Origin of the sequence: Mesorhizobium sp. BR1-1-16 (genome assembly GCF_020165495.1) — a bacterium.
Taxonomy (GTDB): domain Bacteria; phylum Pseudomonadota; class Alphaproteobacteria; order Rhizobiales; family Kaistiaceae; genus Kaistia.
In genome coordinates this window covers 1-22896 of sequence record NZ_JAIUIE010000019.1, presented here as the reverse complement: position 1 = coordinate 22896, position 22896 = coordinate 1, and the positions used below count along the sequence as shown (strand labels likewise).

Genomic DNA, 22896 nt, shown 5'->3' with positions numbered 1-22896 from the left:
CAATCAGGACCTGATGCCGAGCACCGCGCTCCGAATCCTCGCGAGGTGGCGCTTGCGCGCCTCTTCGCTGGCGCTGTCCATCTTGTAGAGTGCCCTAAACCCTGTTCGGCATCGCACATGGCAAACCGAGCGGAAACCGCGCAACAGCGTGCGCCGGCCCGGCTGTCCCATAATCCAGCTCAAAAAGGGCGTTGCACCGCACGTCGTGAAGACCAAAAGGCGTTGGATATTTGTGAGATTAGGCCGTGAGCCGCGATGCTTGGTCGGCATCTGGAAGGCAAAGCCAGGCACCATAACCCGCTCCAACCACCCCTTGAGCATGGCGGGTAGTCCGTACCACCATGTGGGATAGACAAAGATAACCATTTCCGCCCAGCGCAGGTGACGCGCGTGGTGCTCGAACGGCACGAGATTGGTTGCCTCGTCGTGATAACCGCGACGCTCCTCTGCCCCCATCACAGGGTCGAAGCGCTCTCCATAGAGATCGATCATCGCAACGGCATGGCCGGCTTGCCCGAGCGCGGACACCACGGTATCGCGCACTGCGGCCGTGAAGCTGTCGCTACAGGGATGACAATAGACGACGAGCACGTTCACGGGGTTGCATCGCGCTTGGGCGAACCTTCCGCTGCGCCATGGTCATCGTCCTTGGCGTGATAGTCCTCCACCGCCGCCGCGGTGTCGAAGTATTCGCGCCATTCGAGGATCTTGCCATCTGCAAGATCGACGATGATGGCGTCCGGCGTCGCGCTGCGGGCGCCGTCGCGGCGGCGCGAGACTGTCCACAACCATTCGAAGGCAATCTTCTTGCCGTCCGCAGAAGCGAACGCGTTGGTGATCGTCACCTCGAGGTCGACGAAATCGGCGTGGAAGCGGGTGATCGTCTCTGCGAGAGCGGCAAAGGGTACGCGGTTGCCGGGAGCGGTGAGCACGCCGTCGGGATGCCAGTCCTCACTCGCGAGCGTGAAATCGCCCGTCTTCCAGGCGTCAGCCTGGCGCTCCAGCATTGCCAGGAGCGCGGCCTGGTCAGCGAAACCATCCTCGATCAAAGAACCGATCCTCCGATACCGAAAGCGATCCGCGCGATGATCGCGCCGAACCAGAAAAGAAGGCCGAGGCCGATCATCAGGCGCTCGGCGAGCGTGAGCTTCTCGCGTCCAGGATGCAGCTGCGTTCGGTCCGGCGAGCCGGTGAAGGCGCGGGCCTGCAGCGCGATCTCCATCGACTGGGCCTTGCTGAGGCAGCCGGTGATCAGCGGAACCAGCATGCGCCCCATGGCAACGAGCTTGCGCACCATGCCGAAACTGTCGAGATCGATGCCGCGGAGCCGCTGCGCGTCCTTGATTGCCTGAAATTCTTCGAGCAGCAGCGGCACGAAGCGAAACGTTGTCGAGAAGAGCAGCGCCACGCGATAAGGCACGCGCAGCCGGGTGAGCCCGAGGACGATATCGTTGGCCTCCGTCGTCATGAAGACGAGCTGGAACGCAAGCAGCGGCACGAGGATGCGGCACGAGACGACGAGGCCGAAGAGTAGCCCCTCGACCGTGAAGACATGGGCCCCGCCGAGAAGCGGAAAATTGGGGGGAAGCGTGAAGACCGGATGGACGCCGAACGGGCTCCACAAGCCTTGGATCACCACGATGAGCACCAGAGCCGGCAGGGTGATCCTCACGAGCCGCCAGAGCGTCGCGAGCGGCGTGCCCGCGGCGAGCATCAGCCCGACCACGAAGGCCAACAATAGCCCTTGGGCGATGAGATTGTTCCAGACGAAGATCAGCGTGCTGGCGAGCAGCAGCAGAACCAGCTTGACGCGGAAATCGATGCCGGCGAACCGCCCCGCCGGCAACTGGACAAGTGTCTCCGTTGCGATCACAGAGCGACTCCGGATCGCGAATCCACCAACGCGGCCAGGGAGGCCGGCGACAGCGGACGCCGCCCCGCCGCCGCGAGGTTGCTGATACCGGCTGCGAAGCTGACCGTCTGGGGCGGAGCGAGAGACGCAGCCTCCAACGCCGGTCCCGCATAGAGAACGTCGACGAGAGGCCCGTCGAGCACGACGCGCCCTTGCGCCATCACGACGAGGCGTTCGGCATAGCCCGCAAGTAGATAGAGGTGATGCGTGACCAGTAGCACGGTCTTGCCGCGGGCGTTCAGGGCCCGGCAGATATCGAGGATGGCGAGCGCTCCCGCCCAGTCCTGACCGGTCGTCGGCTCATCGAAGATCAGCATGTCGGGTCCCGGGGCCAGCGTCGCAGCGATCGCGAGACGGAGCCGATCGCCGCGGCTCAGCGATGCGGGATGGCGGTCTGCGAGATCGGTGAGCCGCATCGCGTCCAGCGCATAATCGACCGCCGCGTCGACTTCACCCTTCGGGCGCTTCATCAGCTGCAATGCGAAGGCGACTTCCTCGCGAACGCTGTCGCAAAAGAGCTGCTGATGCGCATTCTGAGAGACATAGCCAATGCGGCGGGCAAGATCGCTGATCTTGAACCCGGCGACATCGGCGCCGTCGACCCGCACCGTGCCGGATGATGGCGCGAGCAAGTGCATGAAATGCCGGATCAGAGTGGACTTGCCGCAGCCATTGCGGCCGCCGAGCGCAACGAATTCGCCGCGGCGGATCGAAAGGTCGACGCCGCGCAGTGCGGCTGTCCCGTCGGGATAGACATGTGAAACGCCGACCGCCTCCAGCACAGGCGCCCCGCCTCTTGGCAGAATTACCGGCTGCTCCGTTTCAGTGGCGGCGAAGGCCTCGCGAAAACGGGCAAAGGCGCGCGGCGCCTCTGCCAGCGTGACCGGTGCCAGCGGCGGCGCGCCGGGGCTGAGCCGCACCGCGACGGCTGCGAAAGCCTGGGCGATGTCGGGCGGCCTGACGTCATGACGCTGTAGCAGCGCGACGTCACCCAAAACCTGCTGCGAACTTCCGTCACGGACGATGCGGCCGCCGGAGAGTAACAGGACACGGCTCGCCACAGCCGCCAGTTCCTCGCTGGCATGGCTCGCGACGATGATCGTGATGCCGCGCTCACGGTTGAGGTGCGAAAGGAGCGCGAAAACCTCGCTCGTCCCGATCGGGTCGAGCTGCGAGGTCGGCTCGTCGAGAACGATGAGGTCGGGAGATAGGGCAAGCGCCGACGCGATGGCGAGGCGCTGCTTCTGTCCGCCGGAGAGGCGGGCCGGATGCTTGCGTTCGAGCCCGGCGAGCCCGACCGCCCGCAAAGCCTCGGCGACGCGCACCTGCATATCCGCGGTCGGCACTTTGAGGTTCTCAAGCGCAAAGGCGACTTCCCCCTCGACGGTGGTCGCGGTGATCTGCGTTTCCGGATCCTCGAACACCATCCCGACCGTGCCGGCGAGCCGGCTGGTGGCTGTCTCCAGCGTATCGTGTCCGCCGATCGTCACGGTGCCGAAGAAGGACCCGCCGAAGAATTGCGGCACGATGCCGTTGAGCGTGAGGCAAAGGGTCGATTTTCCGGCGCCGGTAGCCCCGACAATGCCGACGAACGCGCCGCGCGCGATCGTCAGATCGAGTCCGTCCAGCGCCCTACGGTCGGCGCCCGGATAAGCGTAGCCGACCTGCTCGAAGGCGACGAGCGGCGGATGCCGCTCGTTCCTCTGTTCGATCCCGCCGAACGTCATGCTCAGTAGCCAGCCATCGTCGCCTTGGCGAGCGGCGAACGGCGCAGCGCGCTGACCACGCCGAAGCCGATCAGGGCGCCGATCGCGCTGAAGGCGAGGCGCTCGACCGCGATGATCGGGATCAGCACCGGCCAGACTTCAGCCGGCCAAGGATTGGTGGCAAAGGATGGCACCCAGTTGAGCTGGATGCCGGCCGTCGACCCGAAGAAGAACACGACGAAGAAGCCGATATAGGTCTTGAGGCCAACACCGCCTGTGCGGATCCGCTCGATGCTCCAATTCCGAATCTGCGGAATGGCGATCAGGATGAGCGCTATATCGATGGTGATGACATTGCTGAGCCACAGCGGAAAGCTGATGCCGAAGGAAAGCGCCTGCCAGAGATAAATGAGGTTGGCGGCCAGTGTGATGACCCATGGCACGAACCACAGCGACCGGTTCGGCTGCATGACCATGCCGACGGCGAATGCGCTCATGGCGCCCATCAGCGGCGCCCAGGGCCCAAGATTGGTGTAGGGCGCGATGACGCCGCCGATCAGGATGCCGATGGCAGAAGCGATCGGGCCGGCGATCGGCCCTAGCAGCAGGCCAAGCAGTGGATGAATGACGTCATGAAGCGGCCAGCCTCCGCCCATCCCGCCGACGACGATGGATGCAGGGACAAAAGCGAGGATGGCAACCAGCGCCGCCATGAAGGCCGTGTACGAGACCGGCGCCCCGCCGATCGACACGCCGCCCGTTACCTTGATGACCCTTGGTGGCTGTGTCTCGAAAGTCATGTTCGCACCCTGCATCCCCGCCGCGGCTTATTGCCGTCGAAGGAATGGTGCGCACTTCCCGGCCGTTCTCAAAGCATCGTTTCGAGCGCAGCCCTGGACCCAAAAGGCATCAGCTGCTGCCTCGGCGGTCGTCGAGCAGCATCGAAAGGCGTTCGACGATCAATCCCGGAAGCGGATCCAGGGCCCCCCGCGTTCGATGGACGACGGAGATGGTCTGCGTCTTACCCTTAAGTTCGACGATCGGTACGAAGACCAGCAGGCCCGTTCGCAATCCCTCATCGATATCAAGTTCGTTCAGCAGTGCGACCCCCTTGTTGGAAAGGGCGAACTGCCGAAGGAACTCGAAGGAGTCCGACTCGACGACTGGGTCGATCTTGATGCCATTGCGCAGGCAGGCATCGTCGAACTGGTCACGTATCAGCACGCCAACATGCGGGGCTATGAGCGGATACTCCTGCAGCGCATTCAGGCGCAGAACCGGCTCGTGCGCCAGCGGATGGTCTGGAACCATCACGGCGCCGTAGCGCGTCTTCAGCGATGCAGCGCGGGTGACACCGCCAAAGTCCGGCAGGTCGAAGGCAAACCCAAGATCGAAATCGCCGGAGGCGACGACGCCCATGATGTCGTCGGCGTCCATCACGCTAACGAAGAGGCGTGTGAAGGGCCGCTCCAGCCGAAGCTCCATCAGTGCTTTGGCGAGCAAGTCGCATGCGAGTCCACCAACGGTCGCGATTGAGGCAGCCGGGAATTGATAATCGCGCAGGCGGTCGATGCGCTCCGAGCTCCACTGGTATTCCTTCAGCGTTTTCCGGACGTGGGCGATCATGATCTCGCCGGCCGCCGTTAGGCGCAGGCCATGCGAGAGTCGTGCGAAGAGCGGCGTGCCAAGCTCTTCCTCGAAAGCGATGATCTGCCGGTTGACCGCAGAAGACGCAACATTGAGCTTGGCCGCAGCCTTGCGGATCGAGCCACAACGGGCGACCTCGTCCAGATAGCGCAGCATCCGCGCATGCAGCATTGGGCGTCTCCTCGGGGACGAAAGGCTTAGCGATGGCTTGCGGAGCTTGAAGCTGCCGTCCCGAATTCGCCAGAGGCTTTCACTCAAGACCGCGCTTCAGGGCTCGGTCGACGGAGTGTCCATACCGTACGACGGCAATCCAGCGTCGTCCGGCACAATCCAGTTAAGACCGGCCGATTCCGGCAGATACCGCTGAACTCCGACAGACATTGATTGGGTATCCACCGGAACCGCGAAAGACTGTGCCGCGCGATCGGTCGCCTGCTGGGCGCTTCTTGGCGAGAAGGCGCGCTTCATCACCTTCGGCATGTATCCTAACGACTATGACTGACAGGCGGCGAGCGCGACGGAGCTGATCGCCCTGTTGCTCGTCGCCACCGCTATCCGGCGCTTCTGGACGCGGCACCTACCGCTTCTTTGGCTCTGCACGATCGTCCTCGCCATTGCGCTCTGAGTCCGGGCCGCCTCATTGAGAGCCGACTGAAGATCGCTGACAATTCTGCGCACTGTCGCTGGCGCTAGCAGCTTCGCACGCATCCGGTCACGCTATGCGTGCAGATCCGAAGCAGAAAGCCGGTGCAGCGCAAACTCCGCAATCGGGTCTCTAAAAACGTGCTTCGTGAAGCTTGATCGACAGTCCCGTGGGATGGCTCGGCCAGCCGCCCCGTACTCGATGGATCGCGCCCGAGGCGCCGACCCGCGCCGTGTTCGTCACCACCGACGTCTGCCGCCGGCATCTTACTCCTCAACCTTGTTGCCGACATAACTGATGGTGGAAGGGAGGGCGATCCTATCCCGCCTGTCTGGCCCATTACCGCTGCAGGTAGTGGCGGATCAGCGGCGAGCGGGGCAGATCAGCCCGCGGCGAGCAGCGCCTTGCGAAAGCGCATCAGCGCGACCGCGAAGAACACAGCACCGATTGCGACGAGCGCGGCGAGACGGGGCCAGATGATGTCGAGGCCAGCGCCGCGATAGAGGGTTGCTTGCGACAGCGCCACGAAATGCGTCGAGGGCGAGCCCTGCATCGCGGTCTGCAGCCATCGTGGCATGGATTCGAGCGGCGTCGTGCTGCCGGAGAGCAGGTTCATGACGATCAGGACCGGCATGACGATGAGGCCGAACTGTGCCATCGAGGTGGAAGCCGTCGCGATGAGGATGCCGAGGGCCGTGACCGAGAACAGATAGAGCGTTGCCGAACCGAGGAAGAGCGGTATCGAGCCGGCGACCGGGACGCCAAGCAGCCGCTCGACGACGGCAAAGAGCGAGAGCGCTGCCGCCACGATGATGACGGCGCCATTCGCCCAGATCTTGGCGAGCATAATTTCCGCCGGCGTCACCGGCATCACGAGGAGATGCTCGATCGTGCCGTGCTCGCGCTCGCGAATGAGCGCAGCCCCCGTCAGGATCACGGATAGCATGGTGATATTGTTGATGACTTGCATCAGCGCGGTGAACCAGGCGGATTGCAGGTTCGGGTTGAACTTTGCCCTGACGACCAGATCGATTGGCTGGATGTTGCCGCTGCCGAGCACCGCCACCGCCTCTTGGAGCAGGATCGACTGCAGATAGGAGGCACCGTTGCCGGCCTGCGACATGGCTGTTGCGTCGACATTGATCTGCAGCGCCGGCTTGCGTCCTGCGATCGCGTCATGCTCGAACTTCGGCGGGATCTCGATGACGAAGACGAAGTAGCCCTTGTCCATCGCTTCGTCGATCTCGTAGGCGCTGATCGCCTGCGGCGCCTTGAAATAGGGTGGCAGGATCGCGTCGGTGAGCCGTTGCGACAAGGTCGACTGGTCCTCGTCGACAATCGCCACCGAGGCGTTCTCGACTTCCATCTTCGCGCCGGTCGAAACCGCGTAGATGGCGAAGGAGAAGGCATAGACGATGAGGAAGACGAGATCCGGATCGGCCTTGAGGCTGTAGAGTTCCTTCACGCCGAGGCGGAACACCCGCGCAAGACGCGCCGAAAAGCTCGCCATCGAACGTCGCTGGGGTGATGCCGCAAGCTTCATTTCAGGCCCCCTGCTTGCGAAGCGCCACGATGGAGGCGCCGATGAAGACGAGGCCGAAAGAACGAGCACAAGAAGGTTTGGCCAGAGCTCCGCGAAACCGAGCCCCTTGACGACGACTCCGACGCTGATCGGTTGATACCAGGCCGCCGGGAAGGCAAGGCCGATGAGGCGTCCGCTGCCCGACAGTGAGGAGACGGGCACGAGGAGGCCCGAGAAGTTGACGGCCGGAATGATCGCGATGATGGCTGTGGCGAAGATCGCCGCCACCTGGCTCGAGACAAAGGACGAGACGAGGAGCCCGAACCCGGTCGTCGCCAAAACATAGGCGAGCGTAGAGGCCGAGAGCATCGCGAAGGAGCCGGTCACGGGCACGGCGAAGATGAAGCGCGCGAGCAGGACCAGCATGAGGAAGTTCAGGAAGGCGATGACGACATAGGGTAGTTGCTTGCCCAGCAGGAATTCGACCTTGGTGACCGGCATCGACTGGAAATTGGTGATCGAGCCCGTCTCCTTCTCCTTGACGATACCGATCGCCGTCATGATGGCGGGAATGAGCACCAGCACGAGCACGATGACGCTCGGCACGATGGCATTGGTGCTCTTGAAGGCCTGGTTGTAGCGAAAGCGTGTTTCGAGAGAGATCGGATAGGCCGAGCTCTCGGTGCCCTTCTGCCGCGTCGTCGCATCGGCGAGATAGGATTGCGCGAGGCCGTTCACATAGCCGCGCATCGTCTCCGCGCGGAAAGGCATCGCGCCATCGATCCAGATACCGACCTCAGGCGAAAGCCCGCGCACGAGATCCCGGCCGAAATCCGGAGGGATCTCGATGGCGAGCGCGATATCGCCGCTCTTGAGGCGCTGATCGATGCCCTCGGGCGCGGTGATCGGCGACTGCTCGTCGAAATAGCGCGAGCCCTGGAAGCTCTCGAGCAACTGGCGGCTTTCGGTGCTCTTGTCCTGGTCGAAGGCGGCGAAGCGCAGATGTTCGACATCGAAGGAGATGCCGAAACCGAACGTGAGAAGGAGCAGCAGCGGACCGAGAAAGGCGAAGACCAGCCGAGCCGGATCGCGCGCGATCTCCAGCGCCTCACGCCAGAAATAGGCGGAGAGGCGGCGCAGATCGAAGCGGCGAGGCGTTTCCACGATGAAGGTCTCGGGGGCCGCTGCTGCCACGCCCTGGCCCGCGCCTTGCCCCATGCCGGCCTCTTCGAGCACGGCGATGAAGACGTCCTCGAGCGAGGTCATGCCCCGCGCGGTCTTGAGCTCGGCGGGGCTGCCGACGGCCAGCACCTTGCCGGCATGCATCAACGAGATCCGGTCGCAGCGCTCCGCCTCGTTCATGAAATGGGTCGAGAGGAAGATCGTGACGCCTTCCCGCCGCGAGAGGTCGAGCAGAATGCGCCAGAAACCATCGCGGGCCACGGGGTCGACCCCGGAGGTCGGCTCGTCGAGAATGAGAATCTCGGGCCGGTGCACGAGCGCGACCGCGAGCTGGAGCCGCTGGCGCATGCCGAGCGGCAGGCTGTCCGGCCGCTGGTCGGCGACATCGACGAGCGCGAAGCGCGCCAGCATCTCGGCGACGCGCGGGCCGATCGCCTCCATGGGCAGTTGGAACAGCTCGGCGTGGAGCTTCAGGTTCTGCCGCACCGTCAGTTCGCCATAGAGCGAGAAGGCCTGAGACATGAAGCCGACGCGCCGCCTCGTCTCCATGTCGTTGGCATCGAGCACCTGGCCGAAGAGCTTCGCCTCGCCCTCGCTCGCGGGCAGCAGGCCCGTGAGCATGCGCATGGTCGTGCTCTTGCCCGAGCCGTTGGAGCCGAGGAAGCCGAAGATCTCGCCCCGCTCGATGCGGAAGGAGACATGGTCGACAGCCGTGAAGGTGCCGAAGCGGCGTGTTAGCCCTTCCGCCTCGATGGCCGGGGTGCCGTCGTCGGCGATGCGCGGCAGATCGGGCAGCGGCGTATCGGCGGCACGGATGTCCTCCGGCAGCAGCACGACGAAGGCGCGCTCCAGCGTCGTCTCGCCGGTCCGGGCGCGGATTTCGTCCGGCGCGCCGCTGGCGATGATGCGCCCGTCATGCATGGCCGCCAGCCAGTCGAAGCGCTCCGCCTCGTCCATATAGGCTGTGGCGACGATGACGCTCATGCCCGGACGGCGTGCGCGGATGCCTTCGATGAGCTCCCAGAACTGGCGACGCGACATGGGGTCGATGCCGGTTGTCGGCTCGTCGAGAATGAGAAGATCGGGATCGTGAATGAGCGCGGCGCAGATGCCGAGCTTTTGCTTCATGCCGCCGGAGAGCTTGCCGGCCGGACGGTCGCTGAACGGCGCGAGATCGGTCGCCGCCAGGAGTTCGGCGGTGCGCGCCTTGCGCTCGGCCTCGTCCTGCCCGAAGAGCCGACCGAAAAAATCGAGGTTTTCGGCGATAGAGAGCGTCGGATAAAGATTGCGGCCGAGCCCCTGCGGCATATAGGCGATGCGCGCCCCGGTGCGCCGCCGCTCGGAACTTTTGCGCATGTCGACGCCAAGCACAGTCACCGCGCCGGACTGGATGCGCGTCGCGCCGGCGACAATGCCGAGCAGCGTCGACTTGCCAACGCCATCAGGACCGATGAGCCCGGCCATGATGCCCGAGGGAACATCGAGATCGACGCCGGCAAGTGCGACGCGCTTGCCATAGCGATGCTCGACCCCGGCGAAACGGATCGCCGGGTCGCTCATTGCGGCAGTTTCACATCGAGTTCGGCCGGCCAGACCAGCCCCGCATCGGTTGCCATATAGGCGACGCCGCGCACGCCTGTTTTCACATAGCTCTCATATTGGCGCAGCAGCGCCGGCGCGATGGCGAGCTTGACGCGGAACATGAGTTTCTCGCGCTCGTCACTCGTTTCCACCGTCTTCGGCGTGAACTGCGCGCTGCCGGCGACAAAGGAAACGGTCGCCGGCACCACATAGTCGGGCGCCGGATCGAGCACGATGCGCGTCGCGCTGCCGACGGCGAGGAGACCGGCGACCTTGGCCGGGACGAAAACCGTCATGTAGACGCTCTCGAGATCGGGCAGCGTTACGATCGGCGCACCGGCGGCAACCACCTCGCCCGATTGCACGAGCTTGTATTCGACGCGTCCGCGCCGCGTCGCCTTCAGCACCGCGTCGTCCAGTTGCGCCTCGAGGCGCGCCACATCCGCGCGCGCCACATCGGCAGCGGCCTCGGCATCGTCGCGGCTTGCATTGGCGGCATTCGTGGCTGCTATCGCGACATTCAGCGTCGACCGCTTCAGATCGAGCGTCTGCTGCGTGCCGAAGCCCTTGTCCTTCAGCTGCGCGGCGCGGTCGAGCTCCTGCTTGGCGAGAGCCAGTTCGCTCTTGCGCTGCTCGATCGCTGCCTCGGCCGAGATGATCGCGGTCTCGGCGCGGCGTACCTGCGCCTTTGCGCCGGCGAGCTGTGCCTCAAGCTCGGTCGTATCCATGCGCGCAATGATGGCTCCGGCGTCGACCGTGTCGCCTTCGCTGACAAGCACATCGGCGACGCGGCCGGCGAATTTCGCCGAGACGAGAATTTGATCGGCCTCGATGCGGCCATTGGCGGCGGCGATGCCGGTCGGCAAGCGCTTGCCGCCGAGCTTCTGAATAAGGCCCTGCAGCATCGATCCAATGCCGTTCTGGTCGGCGGCGAAAGTCGGACCTGGATGAGCGCCTATCGCAGTTGAGAGGCAAAAAGCCAGGAAGAGCGGCCTGAAACGTCGCACGGGGGAAGCTCCGCGGTTTGGCGATGAAGCGGTATCAGCGCTTTCATTGCCAACTTGCCCGGTCGTCGGGGTGGCAACCATGACCTTGATCATTTTCCGCCAAGCGGGATGACGATTTCATCCGAGATGACGCGCGCTGCGGCTGTTAAAATCTGCATAGAGCCTCGCGACCGATCAGCCGCCGGCACGTTTCCTGTTCAACCAACCGAGACGGAGATGAACCTTGGCTGACTATGAACTTCTGTACTGGTCCGCGCCTTTCCGCGGTCAGTTTGTGCGCGCTGTGCTGGCTTTTGCGGGCAAAAGCTGGACTGAGGGTGGGGATGCGAAAATATCGCGGCTTTTGGCTGGTCCAGTGGACGCCATGCCCGTGCCGTTCATGGGGCCGCCGGTCCTGATCGACCACAAGGCAGACATGGCTATGGCGGAAATGCCCGCCATCATCCTCTATCTGGGCGAAACGCTGGACCTCATGCCGGACACGCCTGAGCTGCGCGCCATGACGATGAAGATCGTCAATGATGCGAATGACGTCATCGACGAAATCACGCTGAATGGCGGCGACCACATGTGGAGCCACAAGCGCTGGGAAGAGTATAAGCCCCGGCTCGCAAAGTGGATGAGCATTTGGGAAGAGACTGGCCGACGTTATGGCTTGGACAAGGACGCCGGCCACATTCTGGGCGGCGAGGCGGCTGGCCTTGCTGATGTTATCACCGCTACGCTCTGGACCACGATGGTCGACCGCTTCAGCAAAATTCACGATCTTTTCGAGACCACAGCGCCGATGACGGCGGCTCTCTGCCTGCGCGTTTCTGCACTACCGCCGCTCGCCAAACTGTCGGGGAAGGCCCGTAAGGATTATGGCGACGCCTATGCTGGCGGGCAGATTGGCGCCTCCATGGCGAAGATTCTGAACGACTAGGCACCGGACGTTGCGCCTAAGTCTATCCAGACCTGAGTTCGTTTCCGGCGGGCGTCCGGCCTGTTCCGCCACATCGCCCGACATCAGGCGCGGCGGCCTCCAAGGATCGACTTGGCCGCTGGTCGCTGGACTTTTTGCACGACCGGTTGCCCCTAGCCGGCCCGCTCAAAGCATCGAAGGCAGCACGCGGTCGGGCGGCTTGTGGCCGTCGAAGAAGGCGCGGATGTTGATCAGCACCTTTTCACCCATTTCCAGCCTGCCCTCGATGGTTGCCGATCCCATATGCGGCAGCAGGACGACCTTGCCGGTTTCCGCCAGGCGGATGAGCTTCGGGTTCACCATCGGTTCGTGCTCATAGACGTCGAGACCGGCCCCCGCGATTGATCCGCCCGCGATGAGGCGAATCAGCGCCGCCTCGTCGACGATTTCACCGCGCGCCGTGTTGACGAGATAGGCCTCCGGTCGCATCAGCTTCAGACGGCGCTCCGAAAGCAGATGATAGGTGCCGGGCGTGCGCGGGCAATTGATCGAGATGATGTCCATCCGGGCCAGCATCTGGTCGAGACTGTCCCAATAGGTTGCCTCGAGCGCCTCTTCGGTCGCCTGCGCGACGCGGTGGCGGTTGTGATAATGGATCGCGACACCGAACGCCTTGGCGCGCCGGGCGACAGCCTGGCCGATCCGGCCCATGCCGACGATGCCGAGCCGCTTTCCGGTCACGCGGCGGCCGAGCATCCAGGTCGGTGTCCAGCCTGCCCAGTCGTGGTCGAGGCTCAGCACGCGCGCGCCTTCGACCAGGCGGCGCGGAACGGCGAGGATGAGCGCCATCGTCATGTCGGCCGTATCCTCGGTGAGGACGCCGGGCGTGTTGGTCACCGTGATCCCGCGCTTCAGGGCCGCCTCGACATCGATGTGATCGAAACCGTTGGAAAAGCTTGCGATCAATTTGAGCTGCGGTCCGGCGGTCGCGATCAGCGCTGCGTCGATGCGATCGGTGACCGTCGCCACGAGCACGTCCGCGCGCTTCATGGCCGCGCCGAGCGCCTCGGCCGACATTGGTGTGTCGTCGATGTTGAGCTCGGTGTCGAATAATTCGCGCATGCGCGTTTCGATCGCGTCGGGCAGGCGGCGCGTCACGACAACATGCGGCCTCTTCTTCATCGCTCATCCCTTCCCGTTGAGGGCCCGTTAACCACGGACCCATCACATTTGTCCCCGACAGCCGGGCACGGCAAATCCTCCGCGGAAGCTTCTACCCGACGCGACCGGACGACAAGTCCGCCGCACGGCTGGCCAGCGGAGAGAGGGGCCCCGGCGAGCGCGGGATGAGCATCGACATGTACCACCACGACCTCCGAGACTTCGCAGCAGCGGGCCGGCGCGCCTTCTGGAAGGGCGCGTCCGCGGCGTTGCTGGTCATGGCCCTCGTCGTGCTGCCGCTTTCCGGCAGTCGCGACGCTCATGCGCAGGGCGCAGCGGGCGCGGCGCCGAAGCTCGGCCCGAGCGGCCTGCCCTTGCCGCGCTTCGTTTCGCTCAAGGCCGGCCGCGTCAATGTTCGCGTCGGGCCGGGCAACGATTACCGCATTGCCTGGGTGTTCACCCGTTCGGGCCTGCCGGTCGAAGTGATTCAGGAGTTCGACAACTGGCGCCGCATCCGCGATTCGGACGGCACCGAGGGCTGGGTTTTCCACAGCCTGCTCGGCATGAAACGCAATGCCGTTGTCGCCCCCTGGCAGTCCGGCGATCCGCTGCCGATCCGTGCCCAGCCGGATGATACCGGTGAGATCACGGCCTATTTGCAGCCGAAGGTCGTCGCGAAGGTGAATGAGTGCCAGGCGGGCTGGTGCCAGCTCGCCGATCCGCGCTTCCGGGGTTGGATCCGCCAGGATCGGCTCTGGGGAGTCTACCCCGACGAGACGATCGACTGACGAAGAGCCGCTCGGCGTAGAGAGGCGCGGTCAGCACGTTGCGAAGGGGGCCGCATGGCGCTGCGGATCACACCAGCCGCTGCGGAGGATAAGGCACAGCTGCGGGGTCTGCTGACGGACTGCCTTTCCGAGCTCGCCGCATATGGCGAGGTCGATCTCGCCTATCCCTATCTCGATGCCTATTGGGACCCGCGCGAGCGCCGCTGGCCCTATCTCCTGCGGCAAGGGGACGTGATCTTCGGCTTCGCCCTCGTGAATGCCTGGTCGCCATCCGGCAAAGGCACCGACTTTGCGATGGCGGAATTCTTTATCGCGCCAGTTGCGCGGCGAACCGGAAGCGGGCGGGACGCCGCGGTGAAGATCTTCCGCATGCATCCCGGCATCTGGGAGCTCGGCATCATGTCGCGAAACGAACCCGCGCAACGGTTCTGGCCGAAGGCGATTGCGGAGGCGGGCGCGAAAGCCGTCGAGCGGATCGATGCCGCCGACGAGACGATCTATCGCTTCAGCATCGGACGACCGACATGGGCGTGGCGTTAGGTTTGGCGACGGTTCGCGCCCATACAGACGAAAAAGGCATGGGCTTTGCCGCGCCTTCAGCTCTCGTCGAGAGACCGCGCGATTAATGCCGCTCAGCTTTCCTTGCTGCGCAGGCGCACAATGATATCGACGCGGGAAATTTCCATGCCGGCGAGCGGATCGGGCAGTTCTTCGACGCGAAGCCCGGAGGAGGGGATATCGACGATCCGGTTCTCGCCTTCGATGAAGAAGTGGTGGTGATCGTCGGTGTTGGTGTCGAAATAGGTCTTCGAGCCGTCGACGGCCACTTCGCGCAGCAGCCCGGCCTCGGTGAATTGGTGCAGCGTGTTGTAGACGGTGGCCAGCGAGACGGGCACGCGATGGCCCATTGCTTCTTCATGCAGCCCTTCGGCCGAAATATGCCGATGTCCCTCGCCGAACAGGATCTCGGCAAGAGCCAGACGCTGGCGCGTCGGCCGCAGGCCGGCATGGCGCAATACGGTCCGCACCTCCGACGCCTTCTTGTCGGTGCGAATTGCACGCCTCGCCAGATCCACACGCATCAAAAGCCGTCCATCTGTCTGTCCGCGGCCGTGAGCCAGGGGCTCTATGGCGCGGGTTTGAGCCAATCTGCGCTAACCTAACTTTCTTACGCAGGTTTAGCAACCGCGTTGAAACGGGCAAACGCAAACGGCCGCCGGATTGCTCTGGCGGCCGTCCGGATTAGCGGTTGACGATGGATCAGGCGTGCTTCGGCTCCAGATCGACCGACCAGAGCGCGGTATCGGCCGTGTCCATCAGCGTCACGGTCATCACGCGGGACTGCGCATCAATCTTGACGTGACCGAAGAACTGCAGACCGGCCGAGGGCGGCAGGTTCTGCTGCCCGGCTGGCGGCGCCTTCACGAATTTGAGTTCTGGCCCGAAGGTCATATCGAGATCATTGGGGCCGAAGGTGCCGGCATGGATCGGCCCCGAGACGAATTCCCAGAACGGCTCGAAGTCCTGGAAGGCCGCCTTGTCGGGATTGTAATAGTGGGCGGCGGTATAGTGCACGTCGGCGGTCAGCCAGACTGTGTTGCGGATACCCGCCGCCTTGATGAAGCGCAGCAGGTCGGCGAATTCGAGTTCGCGGCCGAGCGGCTTGCCGGCATTGTTGTTGGACACGGCCTCGAAGCCGCTGCCCTTGTTGTCGGTGAAGGTGTTCCAGACGACGATCGACAGCGGCATGTCGGCGGCGATCACCTTCCACGTCGCCTTGGATTCGAGCAGCGAGCGCTTCAGCCAGGCAAGCTGCTCGGCACCGAGGAAGGCCGCAACGCCACCCTCGACCGGCTCCAGATTGTCGCCATTGGGGCCGCGATAGGTGCGCATGTCGAGCATGAAGACGTCGAGCAGCGGGCCGTACGGGATCTTGCGATAGACGCGCTGCGGCTCGGCCAGCGTCGTGGCGATCGGCATCCATTCATGGAAGGCCTTGGCGGCGCGTGCCGCGAGGACATGGATGTTCTTCTCGGTATAGGCGTCGCCGAGCACCTTCGAATCCGACCAGTTGTTGCTGACCTCGTGGTCGTCCCACTGGGTGAAGACGGGGACGGCCGCATACATGGCGCGGACATTCTCGTCCATGAAGTTGTAGCGATATTGGCCGCGGAACTCGTCAAGCGTCTCGGCGACCTTGGATTTCTCTGGCGTCGTGACGTTCTTCCACTTGGTGCCGTCGGGCAGGTCGACCTCGGCCTTGATGACGCCGTCGGCATAGATGTTGTCGCCGGAATGGATGAAGAAGTCCGGATCATGCTTCAGCATGGTCGCGTAGCCCTTCATGCCGCCAGCATCCGGATTGATGCCCCAGCCCTGGCCGACAGTATCGCCAGACCACACGAAGGAGACGTCGCGAAGGCCGGCCGGCGCGGTGCGGAGATGCCCGATGACCGGCTCGGCGACGACGTTCGGGTCGGCGAGATCCGCGAACAGCACGCGATAGAAGATCTCCTGATCCGAGGGCAGGCCCTCGGCGAGGATCTTTACCGCATAGTCGTTTTCGGGCAGGGCGGTCAGCGTCGGCAGGCGCGTCGGGTTGGCGAAGCTCTCCGTCGTCGACCACTCGAAGACGGCCCGCGACGGACGGTCGGTCCGCGACCAGAGCACCGCACGATCGGCTGCGACATCGCCCGACTGGACGCCATGCGTCGCGACCGGACGGTCGGCTGCGCGGCTGATGCCAGGCATTGCAAGGCCGCCGCCGAGCGCAAGCAGGCCGGTTGCCGTCGTGGATCGCAGGAAGGCCCGTCGGGACAGGCGGTTTTCAGTGAGGCGGAGGCCCATGGTGCATTCCCCTTCGATTGGAATGCTTCCAGCATGCCGCCTTGCGGTGACAGAGGGTTGGCCGGCGCGTGACCAAGCGATGACGCGCCGGCGAAGGATCAGAGCTTTTGCCTTGTCGCGTTTCCTTCACGCGAACCGGCATCCACTTCGCTTGGAAACGCTTTAGTCGCGCTTGTGGTCGCGCGCGGCGAGGGTGCGGAGGCGGAGCGCGTTCAGGCGGATGAAGCCGGCCGCGTCCTTCTGGTCATAGGCGCCGCGATCGTCCTCGAAGGTGACGAGCGTGTCCGAATAAAGCGAATTCGGCGAGGCGCGGCCGACGACGATGACATTGCCCTTGTAGAGCTTCAGCCGGACCGTGCCCTCGACATGCTCCTGGCTCTTGTCGATCAGCGCCTGCAGCATCAGCCGCTCGGGCGCGAACCAGAAGCCGTAGTAGATCAGCTCCGCATAGCGGGGCATGATGGAATCCTTGAGATGCGCCGCCTCGCGGTCGAGCGTCAGGCTCTCAATCGCGCGGTGGGCGGCGATGAGGATCGTGCCGCCGGGCGTCTCGTAGACGCCGCGCGACTTCATGCCGACATAGCGGTTTTCGACGAGATCGAGCCGGCCGATGCCATTGTCGCGGCCGAGATCGTTGAGCTTGGTCAGCAGTTCTGCCGGCGAGAGATGCACGCCGTCGATCGAGACGGGATCACCCTTCTCGAAGCCGATCTCGACATAGGTGGCGGCGTCGGGCGCATCCTCCGGCGCGATGGTGCGCATATAGACGTAAGGCGGCGGCTCGACCGCCGGATCTTCCAGCACCTTGCCCTCGGATGACGAGTGCAGCAGGTTGGCGTCGACCGAGAACGGCGCTTCGCCGCGCTTGTCCTTGGCGACCGGGATCTGGTTCTTTTCGGCGAAATCGATCAGATCGGTGCGCGACTTGAAATCCCAGATGCGCCAGGGCGCGATCACCTCAAGCTTCGGATCGAGCGCCGCGACGGCGAGCTCGAAGCGCACCTGATCGTTGCCCTTGCCGGTGGCGCCATGGGCGATCGCGTCGGCGCCCGTCTCATGCGCGATCTCGACGAGGCGCTTGGCGATCAGCGGCCGCGCGATCGAGGTGCCGAGCAGATAGGTGCCCTCATAGAGCGTGTTGGCGCGGAACATCGGGAACACGAAGTCGCGCACGAATTCCTCGCGCAGATCATCGATATAGATCTGCTTGACGCCCATCATCTCGGCCTTCTTGCGGGCCGGCTCGAGCTCCTCGCCCTGGCCGAGATCGGCCGTGAAGGTGATGATTTCGGCCTGATATTGCTGCTGAAGCCATTTGAGGATGATCGAGGTGTCGAGCCCGCCGGAATAGGAGAGCACGATCTTCTTGATGTCGGACATGGAACGGGCCGCTTTCGGAGGTTTTGCGCTGGCCGGCTTATAATATGCGCGCTTCCGGCCGGCAACCGCAGCTCATTTCCGCCCGCTGATCCCGCGCAGCTTGCGCCCGCCGCGGCCGAGCGCCGGCTCGATCGCCGCATCGATCCGGTCGCCGAGCGGGCTCACGACGATGAGGCGGTGCAGCACCAGAACGATGGCGAGCGTGATGCCCCAGGACAGCATCACGTCGGAGAGGTAATGGCCGCCGAAGGCGATGCGGTTCAACGACAGCGCGAGGCCGACCAGCGCCACGGGAATGCCGACCGGCAGCCGCAGCGTCCGCGGCAGCAGCAGCACGGGCGCGAGCAGCCAGATCGCGGTCGAGGCCTCGCCCGAGATGAACGAGCAGTTCGAGATGCAGGCGCCGCCGAAATGCCAGGCCGGCTCGAAGGTCCATGTGCCGCCGAAGAGATCGGTCTGATAGGGGCGCGGCCGCCCCGAATACGTCTTGAACAGCGCGTTGACCACGAGGCCGGGGCCAAGCGCGAGGCTCGCGAGCAGGAAGATGGTCGAGCGCGGCCGGATTGCGATCGGCCGCGTCGGCCAGACCAGTTTTCCGATGACGCTCGCCGCGAGCACCACGAGCATGAGGATGACCAGTTGGTCGCCGAGCCGACGAAGCGCCATCAGCGAGGCGACCTGCGTCGCCGGGAAGCCGCTCTGATCGTGGAACCAGCCGGCCACCGCCATATCGATCGCTGGGAAGGCGACAAACACGGCCGAGCAGCCGAGCAGATAGAGGGCGACCCACAGCAGCGGTTCACGGGTCGGCGCACGCGCCGCGCGCCGCCCTTCGTTCTCGCCGCTCACCTCACCATCCGCCATCGCGCGCCCTCATCAAACGCGAAGACGGCTAGCCGTCCCTGATGGCGAAGGCAAGGCGTGAGCCGGCCTCAGAAGGCGCGGTTGATCGAAACAGACAGCGTCTGCGTCGTGATGGTATTGGAGAAGTCGCCGCTGAGAATCCCCGTCTCCTGCCAGCCATAGGCGTTGCGAACGAAGGGGCTGGAGAAGTCGCCGCTGGCGCCCTCTGTGAAATTCACCGCATAGCTCGCGTCGATGAACCAGTCGCGGGTGAGGAAGTAGGTGCCGCCGAGGGTCAGCGACGCGCCCCAGACCCAGTCCGAGCTGGAGAAGTCATCCGCCGGGCCTGTCATGTCGTAAGTCTTGCCGCTCATGCGGGCGAGGCCAACGACATTGTTCAGATTGGTGGTCGTCTGCGACAGCGACGGGCCGGCGCCGCCATAGATGAAGCCGCGGCCGAAGCTGCGGCCGATGAAGGGCATCAGCGCGATCTGCTGGTTGACCTCCGTCTCGTAGGACCCGAAGACGACATGACCGCTGACCGTGCCGTTGGTGGTGCCGTAGTAGCGCCCGTTCTGCGGCACGGCGACGCCATTCGCCGAGCTGGAGGCGCCGAGATAGGCATAAGCGAGCTTGGCGCCCCAGAGCCAGTCTGTGCCCGAGAACTGCTTGTAATAGCCGAGCTGCGCGAAGCCGGAGAGCGTCGCGTCCGAGCCGGAAGGCGGATAGGTGGTGCCGGCCGCCGCGCCATAGGCATAGGGGACGCCGCCTTCGTACATATGCGAAACACCCTGCGCATAGAGGCTCTGGTCCGTGACCGACAGGAAGCCGAGGCCAAGGCCGAGACCGCCGAAGAACGCCTCGCTCGGCATCAACGGAGCCGGCTTCGCGACCTCCGCCGGTCCCGGCGGCGCCGCGGACACATCCGCCGCTTTGGCTGCGGACAGGCCGAAAAGCCCAGCCGCCATCGTTCCGGCTACAGCCGAAATCGCAATTCTCAACGTCATGATCGTCCCCCAGCTTCCCCGTTGCCATCGGGCCCGTCGCGGCCACGATGACGGCTGCCTCAAGATCAATGATGACAACCAAGGGCTTAAGGCTGTCATGTGACATCGGCCGGCAATAATGGCAGAATTTGATCGGGCCGGCCGCAGCCGGATGCCCGCGCCGCTCACGTCTTGCCAGCCGCGTTCGCTGTCGGCAATCTCGCCCGCGAAAAGACGCAGAGCGGCCGCAATTTCGAGTAATTCTCCCGCCGGTTCGCACGATTCGGAAGGTCCATACGCATGAACATCAACGGCCTTAATGCCGACGCCGGCACCATGGACCTCGTCTCGCAGCGTCCGGTCGGCTTCGTCAGCCGCCGCTCGCTCCTGATTGGCGCGGGCGCGAGCCTTGCGGCCCTGTCGCTCGCCGGCTGCATGTCCGGCGGCATGAGCCTGGCCGAAGCGCAGCGCGTCTACGGCCCGCTGCCGAACGAGAAGTTCCCTGTACCGGCGGTCGCCATCCAGAAGGTGGACCCGAAATATTACCGCCGCACCGTGCACTACGAGACCAAGGAAGTGCCCGGCACGATCATCATCGATCCCAAGAACCACTATGTCTACCGGATCGAGGAGGGCGGCATGGCGACGCGCTATGGCGCCAATGTGGGCCGCGACGGTTTCCGCTGGAATGGCGACGTCATCGTCGGCCGCAAGGGCGAATGGGCGACCTGGACGCCGCCGAAGGAGATGATCGCGCGCCAGCCGGAAGCAGCCAAATATGCCAAGGGCATGCCCGGCGGCCTCGGCAATCCGCTCGGCGCGCGCACGCTCTATCTCTACCAGGACGGCGTCTACACGCTCTACACGATTTACGCGACGATCCATCCCGAATCGATCGGGAAGGGCGTCACCTCGGGCTGCACGGGCCTGCTCACGCAGGACATGATCGACCTCTACGACAAGACCCCTGTCGGCACCAAGGTGGTGATGCTGCCGTCGTAGCGACGGTTTACTGCGGGCAGAGGCGACGACCTTCGCCGCCGATGCAGCGGACCGCCTCTGCCGGGACTGTTCATGCGGCCGGCAGCGGAACGCTGGGCCGGTGAGGCGGAAAGGATCTGCGGCATGTCTGACAAGCTGGACGAGCGCCTCGGTCGCCGAGACTTCATGATCGCTTCCGTCGCGACGATCGGCGCGTCGGCCGGGCTCACCGCCTATGCTCCTTCCGCCGGCGCCGAGAGCGCCGCGACGGCCACCGCCACGTCCGCGCCCAGCCCATCCTCGGCCACGGTCTATACCGGCGACGTCATTCAGGGGCGCAAGGTCGTCAGCGCCCTCGATGTCGGCGATCTCGAGCCGGGGCGGAAGCATCTCTTCTATTTCCAGGGCGTCGAGATGCCGACCGGCCAGCATTGGTATGTGTCGGTCATCGTCGCGAAGGGTGCGAAGCCCGGCAAGCGCATCGTGCTGACCAGCGGCGTGCATGGCGACGAGATGAGCTCGGTGCACACGGTCCAGACCGTGATGAACGCGCTCGATCCGGCGACGATGTCCGGCACGGTGATGGCCGTGACGGACATTGCCCGCGCGGCGATCGAAGGCATGCAGCGCCGATGGCCGAATTCCGGCCGGGGCGCCGACCTGATCGACTTGAACCGCGAATGGCCGGGCAACGAGAACGGCCTGACCGCTCCTAGCCGCCATGCCGGGCTGCTGTTTGGCCGCCTGCTGCGGCCGAACGCCGATGCCGCGATCGATTTTCACACCGGAACGACCGGCTTCGAGGTCGCGGCCTTCAATATCGGCGGCATGGATGTGCCGGCGGTCAAGGCGATGATCGAGCTCTATCCCGTCGACCAGATCTACGACAATCACGTCTATCCGGGCGTGCTGCACAACGCCTTCATGGACGAGGGCATCCCCGCCTTCACGCCGGAGATCGGCGCCGCGCGCGTGCTCGACTCGGACATGATCGCGCTGTTCATCGAAGGCACGCTGAACGTCCTCAAGCATCACGGCATCCTGCCCGGCCCGATGGGGCGGACCGGCAAGGACGTGAACGTCTTCACCGGCAACAGCGCCTTTCCGATCCTCGCCACCGAGGGCGGGCTCGTCGAGCATCTGGTCAAGCTCAACGAGAGGGTGCAGCCCGGCCAGAGGGTTGCCATCCAGCGCAACAGCTTCGGCGAAGCCGTCGCGGAGTATACGAGCGGCGTCGCCGGCGTGGTGACGGGCCAGCGCAGCGACGCGATGGCCGAGCCCGGCAATCCGCTGGTGTTCATCCTGTTTCATCAGGATTCCGCCAGCGGGGCCGAAGCCTATCCGGAATAGGCGGCCGAACGGTCGCCGGCAGATCATCGCCAGTCGCGGCACGCAACGCCTGCGGCCCCGGCCGCGCGCGGCCGAGGCAATGAGAGGTGCGCGGGACGCACGGCGCGTCGGCGCACGGGCGGCGCGCCGGCAAAGAGTGTGAATGGAAAGGCCCGAACCGCCCATGATGGCGTCCGGCGCCCCGCGCGCGAAGGTTTGACGGCGTCTTCCTGAGGGACCCTGGGTGTTCCCGTTGCTTTCAGCCACCCCACGGCGAAGACCACGCCCGGCAAACGCGCCGGACGCCGCCGCTGCCCGGCGTGTACCGGACCGGCGCCTCAGACTTGGCCGCCCCGGCGAAAGGGCTCGTGACACCCGCCCGCCAAGGCCTCCGCACCCCGCCCGCAAAACGGAACGACCGGTTCGCCCTCTTCGAGAGGCGGGGATGCGCGAAGTGTAAGCCCGCGGGAAGGGGGC

19 protein-coding genes and 1 pseudogene are annotated in these 22896 nt (G+C 64.7%); 5 read left to right on the top strand and 15 right to left on the bottom strand.

Features of this window, described 5'->3' with window-relative positions:
- Nucleotides 1–3 precede the first annotated feature (3 nt).
- The 9 genes and pseudogenes from LB518_RS23450 to LB518_RS23410 form a co-directional block, all read right to left on the bottom strand.
- Nucleotides 4–597, bottom strand: coding sequence for an NAD(P)H-dependent oxidoreductase (locus LB518_RS23450; RefSeq protein ID WP_224580254.1), 594 nt, complete (start codon nucleotides 595–597; stop codon nucleotides 4–6).
- Nucleotides 594–1049, bottom strand: coding sequence for a nuclear transport factor 2 family protein (locus LB518_RS23445; RefSeq protein ID WP_224580253.1), 456 nt, complete (start codon nucleotides 1047–1049; stop codon nucleotides 594–596). The genes LB518_RS23450 and LB518_RS23445 overlap by 4 nt, the downstream gene beginning before the upstream one ends.
- The gene (locus LB518_RS23440) at nucleotides 1046–1873 is read right to left on the bottom strand and encodes an energy-coupling factor transporter transmembrane component T family protein (RefSeq protein ID WP_224580252.1); all 828 of its coding nucleotides are present in this window, start codon (nucleotides 1871–1873) and stop codon (nucleotides 1046–1048) included. Before LB518_RS23440 ends, LB518_RS23445 begins: the two co-directional genes overlap by 4 nt.
- The gene (locus LB518_RS23435; protein WP_224580251.1) at nucleotides 1870–3639 is read right to left on the bottom strand and encodes an ABC transporter ATP-binding protein; all 1770 of its coding nucleotides are present in this window, start codon (nucleotides 3637–3639) and stop codon (nucleotides 1870–1872) included. The genes LB518_RS23440 and LB518_RS23435 overlap by 4 nt, the downstream gene beginning before the upstream one ends.
- 2 nt (nucleotides 3640–3641) lie before the next feature.
- Complete coding sequence (locus LB518_RS23430) at nucleotides 3642–4418, bottom strand: hypothetical protein (protein WP_224580250.1); 777 nt, start codon at nucleotides 4416–4418, stop codon at nucleotides 3642–3644.
- Nucleotides 4419–4527: 109 nt separating this feature from the next.
- Nucleotides 4528–5436 (bottom strand): LysR family transcriptional regulator, encoded by a 909-nt coding sequence (locus LB518_RS23425; RefSeq protein ID WP_224580249.1) that lies wholly within the window; start codon nucleotides 5434–5436, stop codon nucleotides 4528–4530.
- Between the two features lie 854 nt (nucleotides 5437–6290).
- Nucleotides 6291–7418 (bottom strand): ABC transporter permease, encoded by a 1128-nt coding sequence (locus LB518_RS23420; protein WP_224580296.1) that lies wholly within the window; start codon nucleotides 7416–7418, stop codon nucleotides 6291–6293.
- A gap of 34 nt (nucleotides 7419–7452) precedes the next feature.
- Nucleotides 7453–10172 (bottom strand): annotated as a pseudogene (gene rbbA, locus LB518_RS23415) (ribosome-associated ATPase/putative transporter RbbA).
- On the bottom strand, nucleotides 10169–11200 hold the full coding sequence (locus LB518_RS23410; protein WP_502845877.1) for an HlyD family secretion protein: 1032 nt from the start codon (nucleotides 11198–11200) through the stop codon (nucleotides 10169–10171). The pseudogene rbbA and the gene LB518_RS23410 overlap by 4 nt, the downstream one beginning before the upstream one ends.
- Nucleotides 11201–11423: 223 nt before the next feature.
- On the opposite strand from LB518_RS23410, the gene gst reads away from it, so the two are divergent.
- Nucleotides 11424–12125: a glutathione transferase, Atu5508 family gene (gene gst / locus LB518_RS23405; protein ID WP_224580248.1), complete on the top strand. Its 702-nt coding sequence runs from the start codon at nucleotides 11424–11426 to the stop codon at nucleotides 12123–12125.
- Nucleotides 12126–12290: 165 nt separating this feature from the next.
- Here the strand turns inward: gst and LB518_RS23400 are convergent, their stop codons facing one another.
- The gene (locus LB518_RS23400; RefSeq protein ID WP_224580247.1) at nucleotides 12291–13286 is read right to left on the bottom strand and encodes a 2-hydroxyacid dehydrogenase; all 996 of its coding nucleotides are present in this window, start codon (nucleotides 13284–13286) and stop codon (nucleotides 12291–12293) included.
- Between the two features lie 257 nt (nucleotides 13287–13543).
- On the opposite strand from LB518_RS23400, the gene LB518_RS23395 reads away from it, so the two are divergent.
- A complete protein-coding gene (locus LB518_RS23395; protein ID WP_502845878.1) occupies nucleotides 13544–14053 on the top strand; it encodes an SH3 domain-containing protein in 510 nt (169 codons plus the stop codon).
- A gap of 54 nt (nucleotides 14054–14107) precedes the next feature.
- Nucleotides 14108–14593, top strand: a complete 486-nt coding sequence (locus tag LB518_RS23390) for an acetyltransferase (RefSeq protein WP_224580245.1) — start codon at nucleotides 14108–14110, stop codon at nucleotides 14591–14593.
- A 92-nt stretch (nucleotides 14594–14685) separates the two neighbouring features.
- On the opposite strand, the gene irrA is transcribed toward LB518_RS23390, so the two are convergent.
- The 5 genes from irrA to LB518_RS23365 form a co-directional block, all read right to left on the bottom strand.
- Nucleotides 14686–15135, bottom strand: coding sequence for an iron response transcriptional regulator IrrA (gene irrA, locus LB518_RS23385; protein WP_224580244.1), 450 nt, complete (start codon nucleotides 15133–15135; stop codon nucleotides 14686–14688).
- Nucleotides 15136–15313: 178 nt separating this feature from the next.
- On the bottom strand, nucleotides 15314–16900 hold the full coding sequence (locus LB518_RS23380) for an alkaline phosphatase D family protein (protein WP_224580243.1): 1587 nt from the start codon (nucleotides 16898–16900) through the stop codon (nucleotides 15314–15316).
- Nucleotides 16901–17062: 162 nt separating this feature from the next.
- Nucleotides 17063–18280 (bottom strand): argininosuccinate synthase, encoded by a 1218-nt coding sequence (locus tag LB518_RS23375; protein WP_224580242.1) that lies wholly within the window; start codon nucleotides 18278–18280, stop codon nucleotides 17063–17065.
- 72 nt (nucleotides 18281–18352) lie between these two features.
- Nucleotides 18353–19144: a phosphatase PAP2 family protein gene (locus tag LB518_RS23370; RefSeq protein ID WP_224580241.1), complete on the bottom strand. Its 792-nt coding sequence runs from the start codon at nucleotides 19142–19144 to the stop codon at nucleotides 18353–18355.
- Between the two features lie 68 nt (nucleotides 19145–19212).
- Complete coding sequence (locus tag LB518_RS23365) at nucleotides 19213–20130, bottom strand: outer membrane protein (RefSeq protein WP_224580240.1); 918 nt, start codon at nucleotides 20128–20130, stop codon at nucleotides 19213–19215.
- A 279-nt stretch (nucleotides 20131–20409) separates the two neighbouring features.
- Between LB518_RS23365 and LB518_RS23360 the strand changes: the two genes are divergently transcribed.
- The gene (locus LB518_RS23360; RefSeq protein ID WP_224580239.1) at nucleotides 20410–21111 is read left to right on the top strand and encodes a L,D-transpeptidase; all 702 of its coding nucleotides are present in this window, start codon (nucleotides 20410–20412) and stop codon (nucleotides 21109–21111) included.
- A 123-nt stretch (nucleotides 21112–21234) separates the two neighbouring features.
- Entirely contained in the window at nucleotides 21235–22440 is a 1206-nt protein-coding gene (locus LB518_RS23355) for a M14 family metallopeptidase (RefSeq protein ID WP_224580238.1), read from the top strand.
- The last annotated feature ends 456 nt before the right edge of the window (nucleotides 22441–22896 follow it).

Bases quoted from the DNA above. Each gene is read 5' to 3' on its own strand.
- LB518_RS23365 (WP_224580240.1), bottom strand. From the start codon at position 20,130: ATGACGTTGAGAATTGCGATTTCGGCTGTAGCCGGAACGATGGCGGCT.
- irrA (WP_224580244.1), bottom strand. From the start codon at position 15,135: ATGCGTGTGGATCTGGCGAGGCGTGCAATTCGCACCGACAAGAAGGCG.
- LB518_RS23390 (WP_224580245.1), top strand. From the start codon at position 14,108: ATGGCGCTGCGGATCACACCAGCCGCTGCGGAGGATAAGGCACAGCTG.
- LB518_RS23395 (WP_502845878.1), top strand. From the start codon at position 13,544: ATGGCCCTCGTCGTGCTGCCGCTTTCCGGCAGTCGCGACGCTCATGCG.
- LB518_RS23430 (WP_224580250.1), bottom strand. From the start codon at position 4,418: ATGACTTTCGAGACACAGCCACCAAGGGTCATCAAGGTAACGGGCGGC.
- LB518_RS23370 (WP_224580241.1), bottom strand. From the start codon at position 19,144: ATGGCGGATGGTGAGGTGAGCGGCGAGAACGAAGGGCGGCGCGCGGCG.
- LB518_RS23400 (WP_224580247.1), bottom strand. From the start codon at position 13,286: ATGAAGAAGAGGCCGCATGTTGTCGTGACGCGCCGCCTGCCCGACGCG.
- LB518_RS23425 (WP_224580249.1), bottom strand. From the start codon at position 5,436: ATGCTGCATGCGCGGATGCTGCGCTATCTGGACGAGGTCGCCCGTTGT.
- LB518_RS23420 (WP_224580296.1), bottom strand. From the start codon at position 7,418: ATGGCGAGCTTTTCGGCGCGTCTTGCGCGGGTGTTCCGCCTCGGCGTG.
- LB518_RS23380 (WP_224580243.1), bottom strand. From the start codon at position 16,900: ATGGGCCTCCGCCTCACTGAAAACCGCCTGTCCCGACGGGCCTTCCTG.
- LB518_RS23360 (WP_224580239.1), top strand. From the start codon at position 20,410: ATGAACATCAACGGCCTTAATGCCGACGCCGGCACCATGGACCTCGTC.
- LB518_RS23435 (WP_224580251.1), bottom strand. From the start codon at position 3,639: ATGACGTTCGGCGGGATCGAACAGAGGAACGAGCGGCATCCGCCGCTC.
- LB518_RS23355 (WP_224580238.1), top strand. From the start codon at position 21,235: ATGTCTGACAAGCTGGACGAGCGCCTCGGTCGCCGAGACTTCATGATC.
- LB518_RS23375 (WP_224580242.1), bottom strand. From the start codon at position 18,280: ATGTCCGACATCAAGAAGATCGTGCTCTCCTATTCCGGCGGGCTCGAC.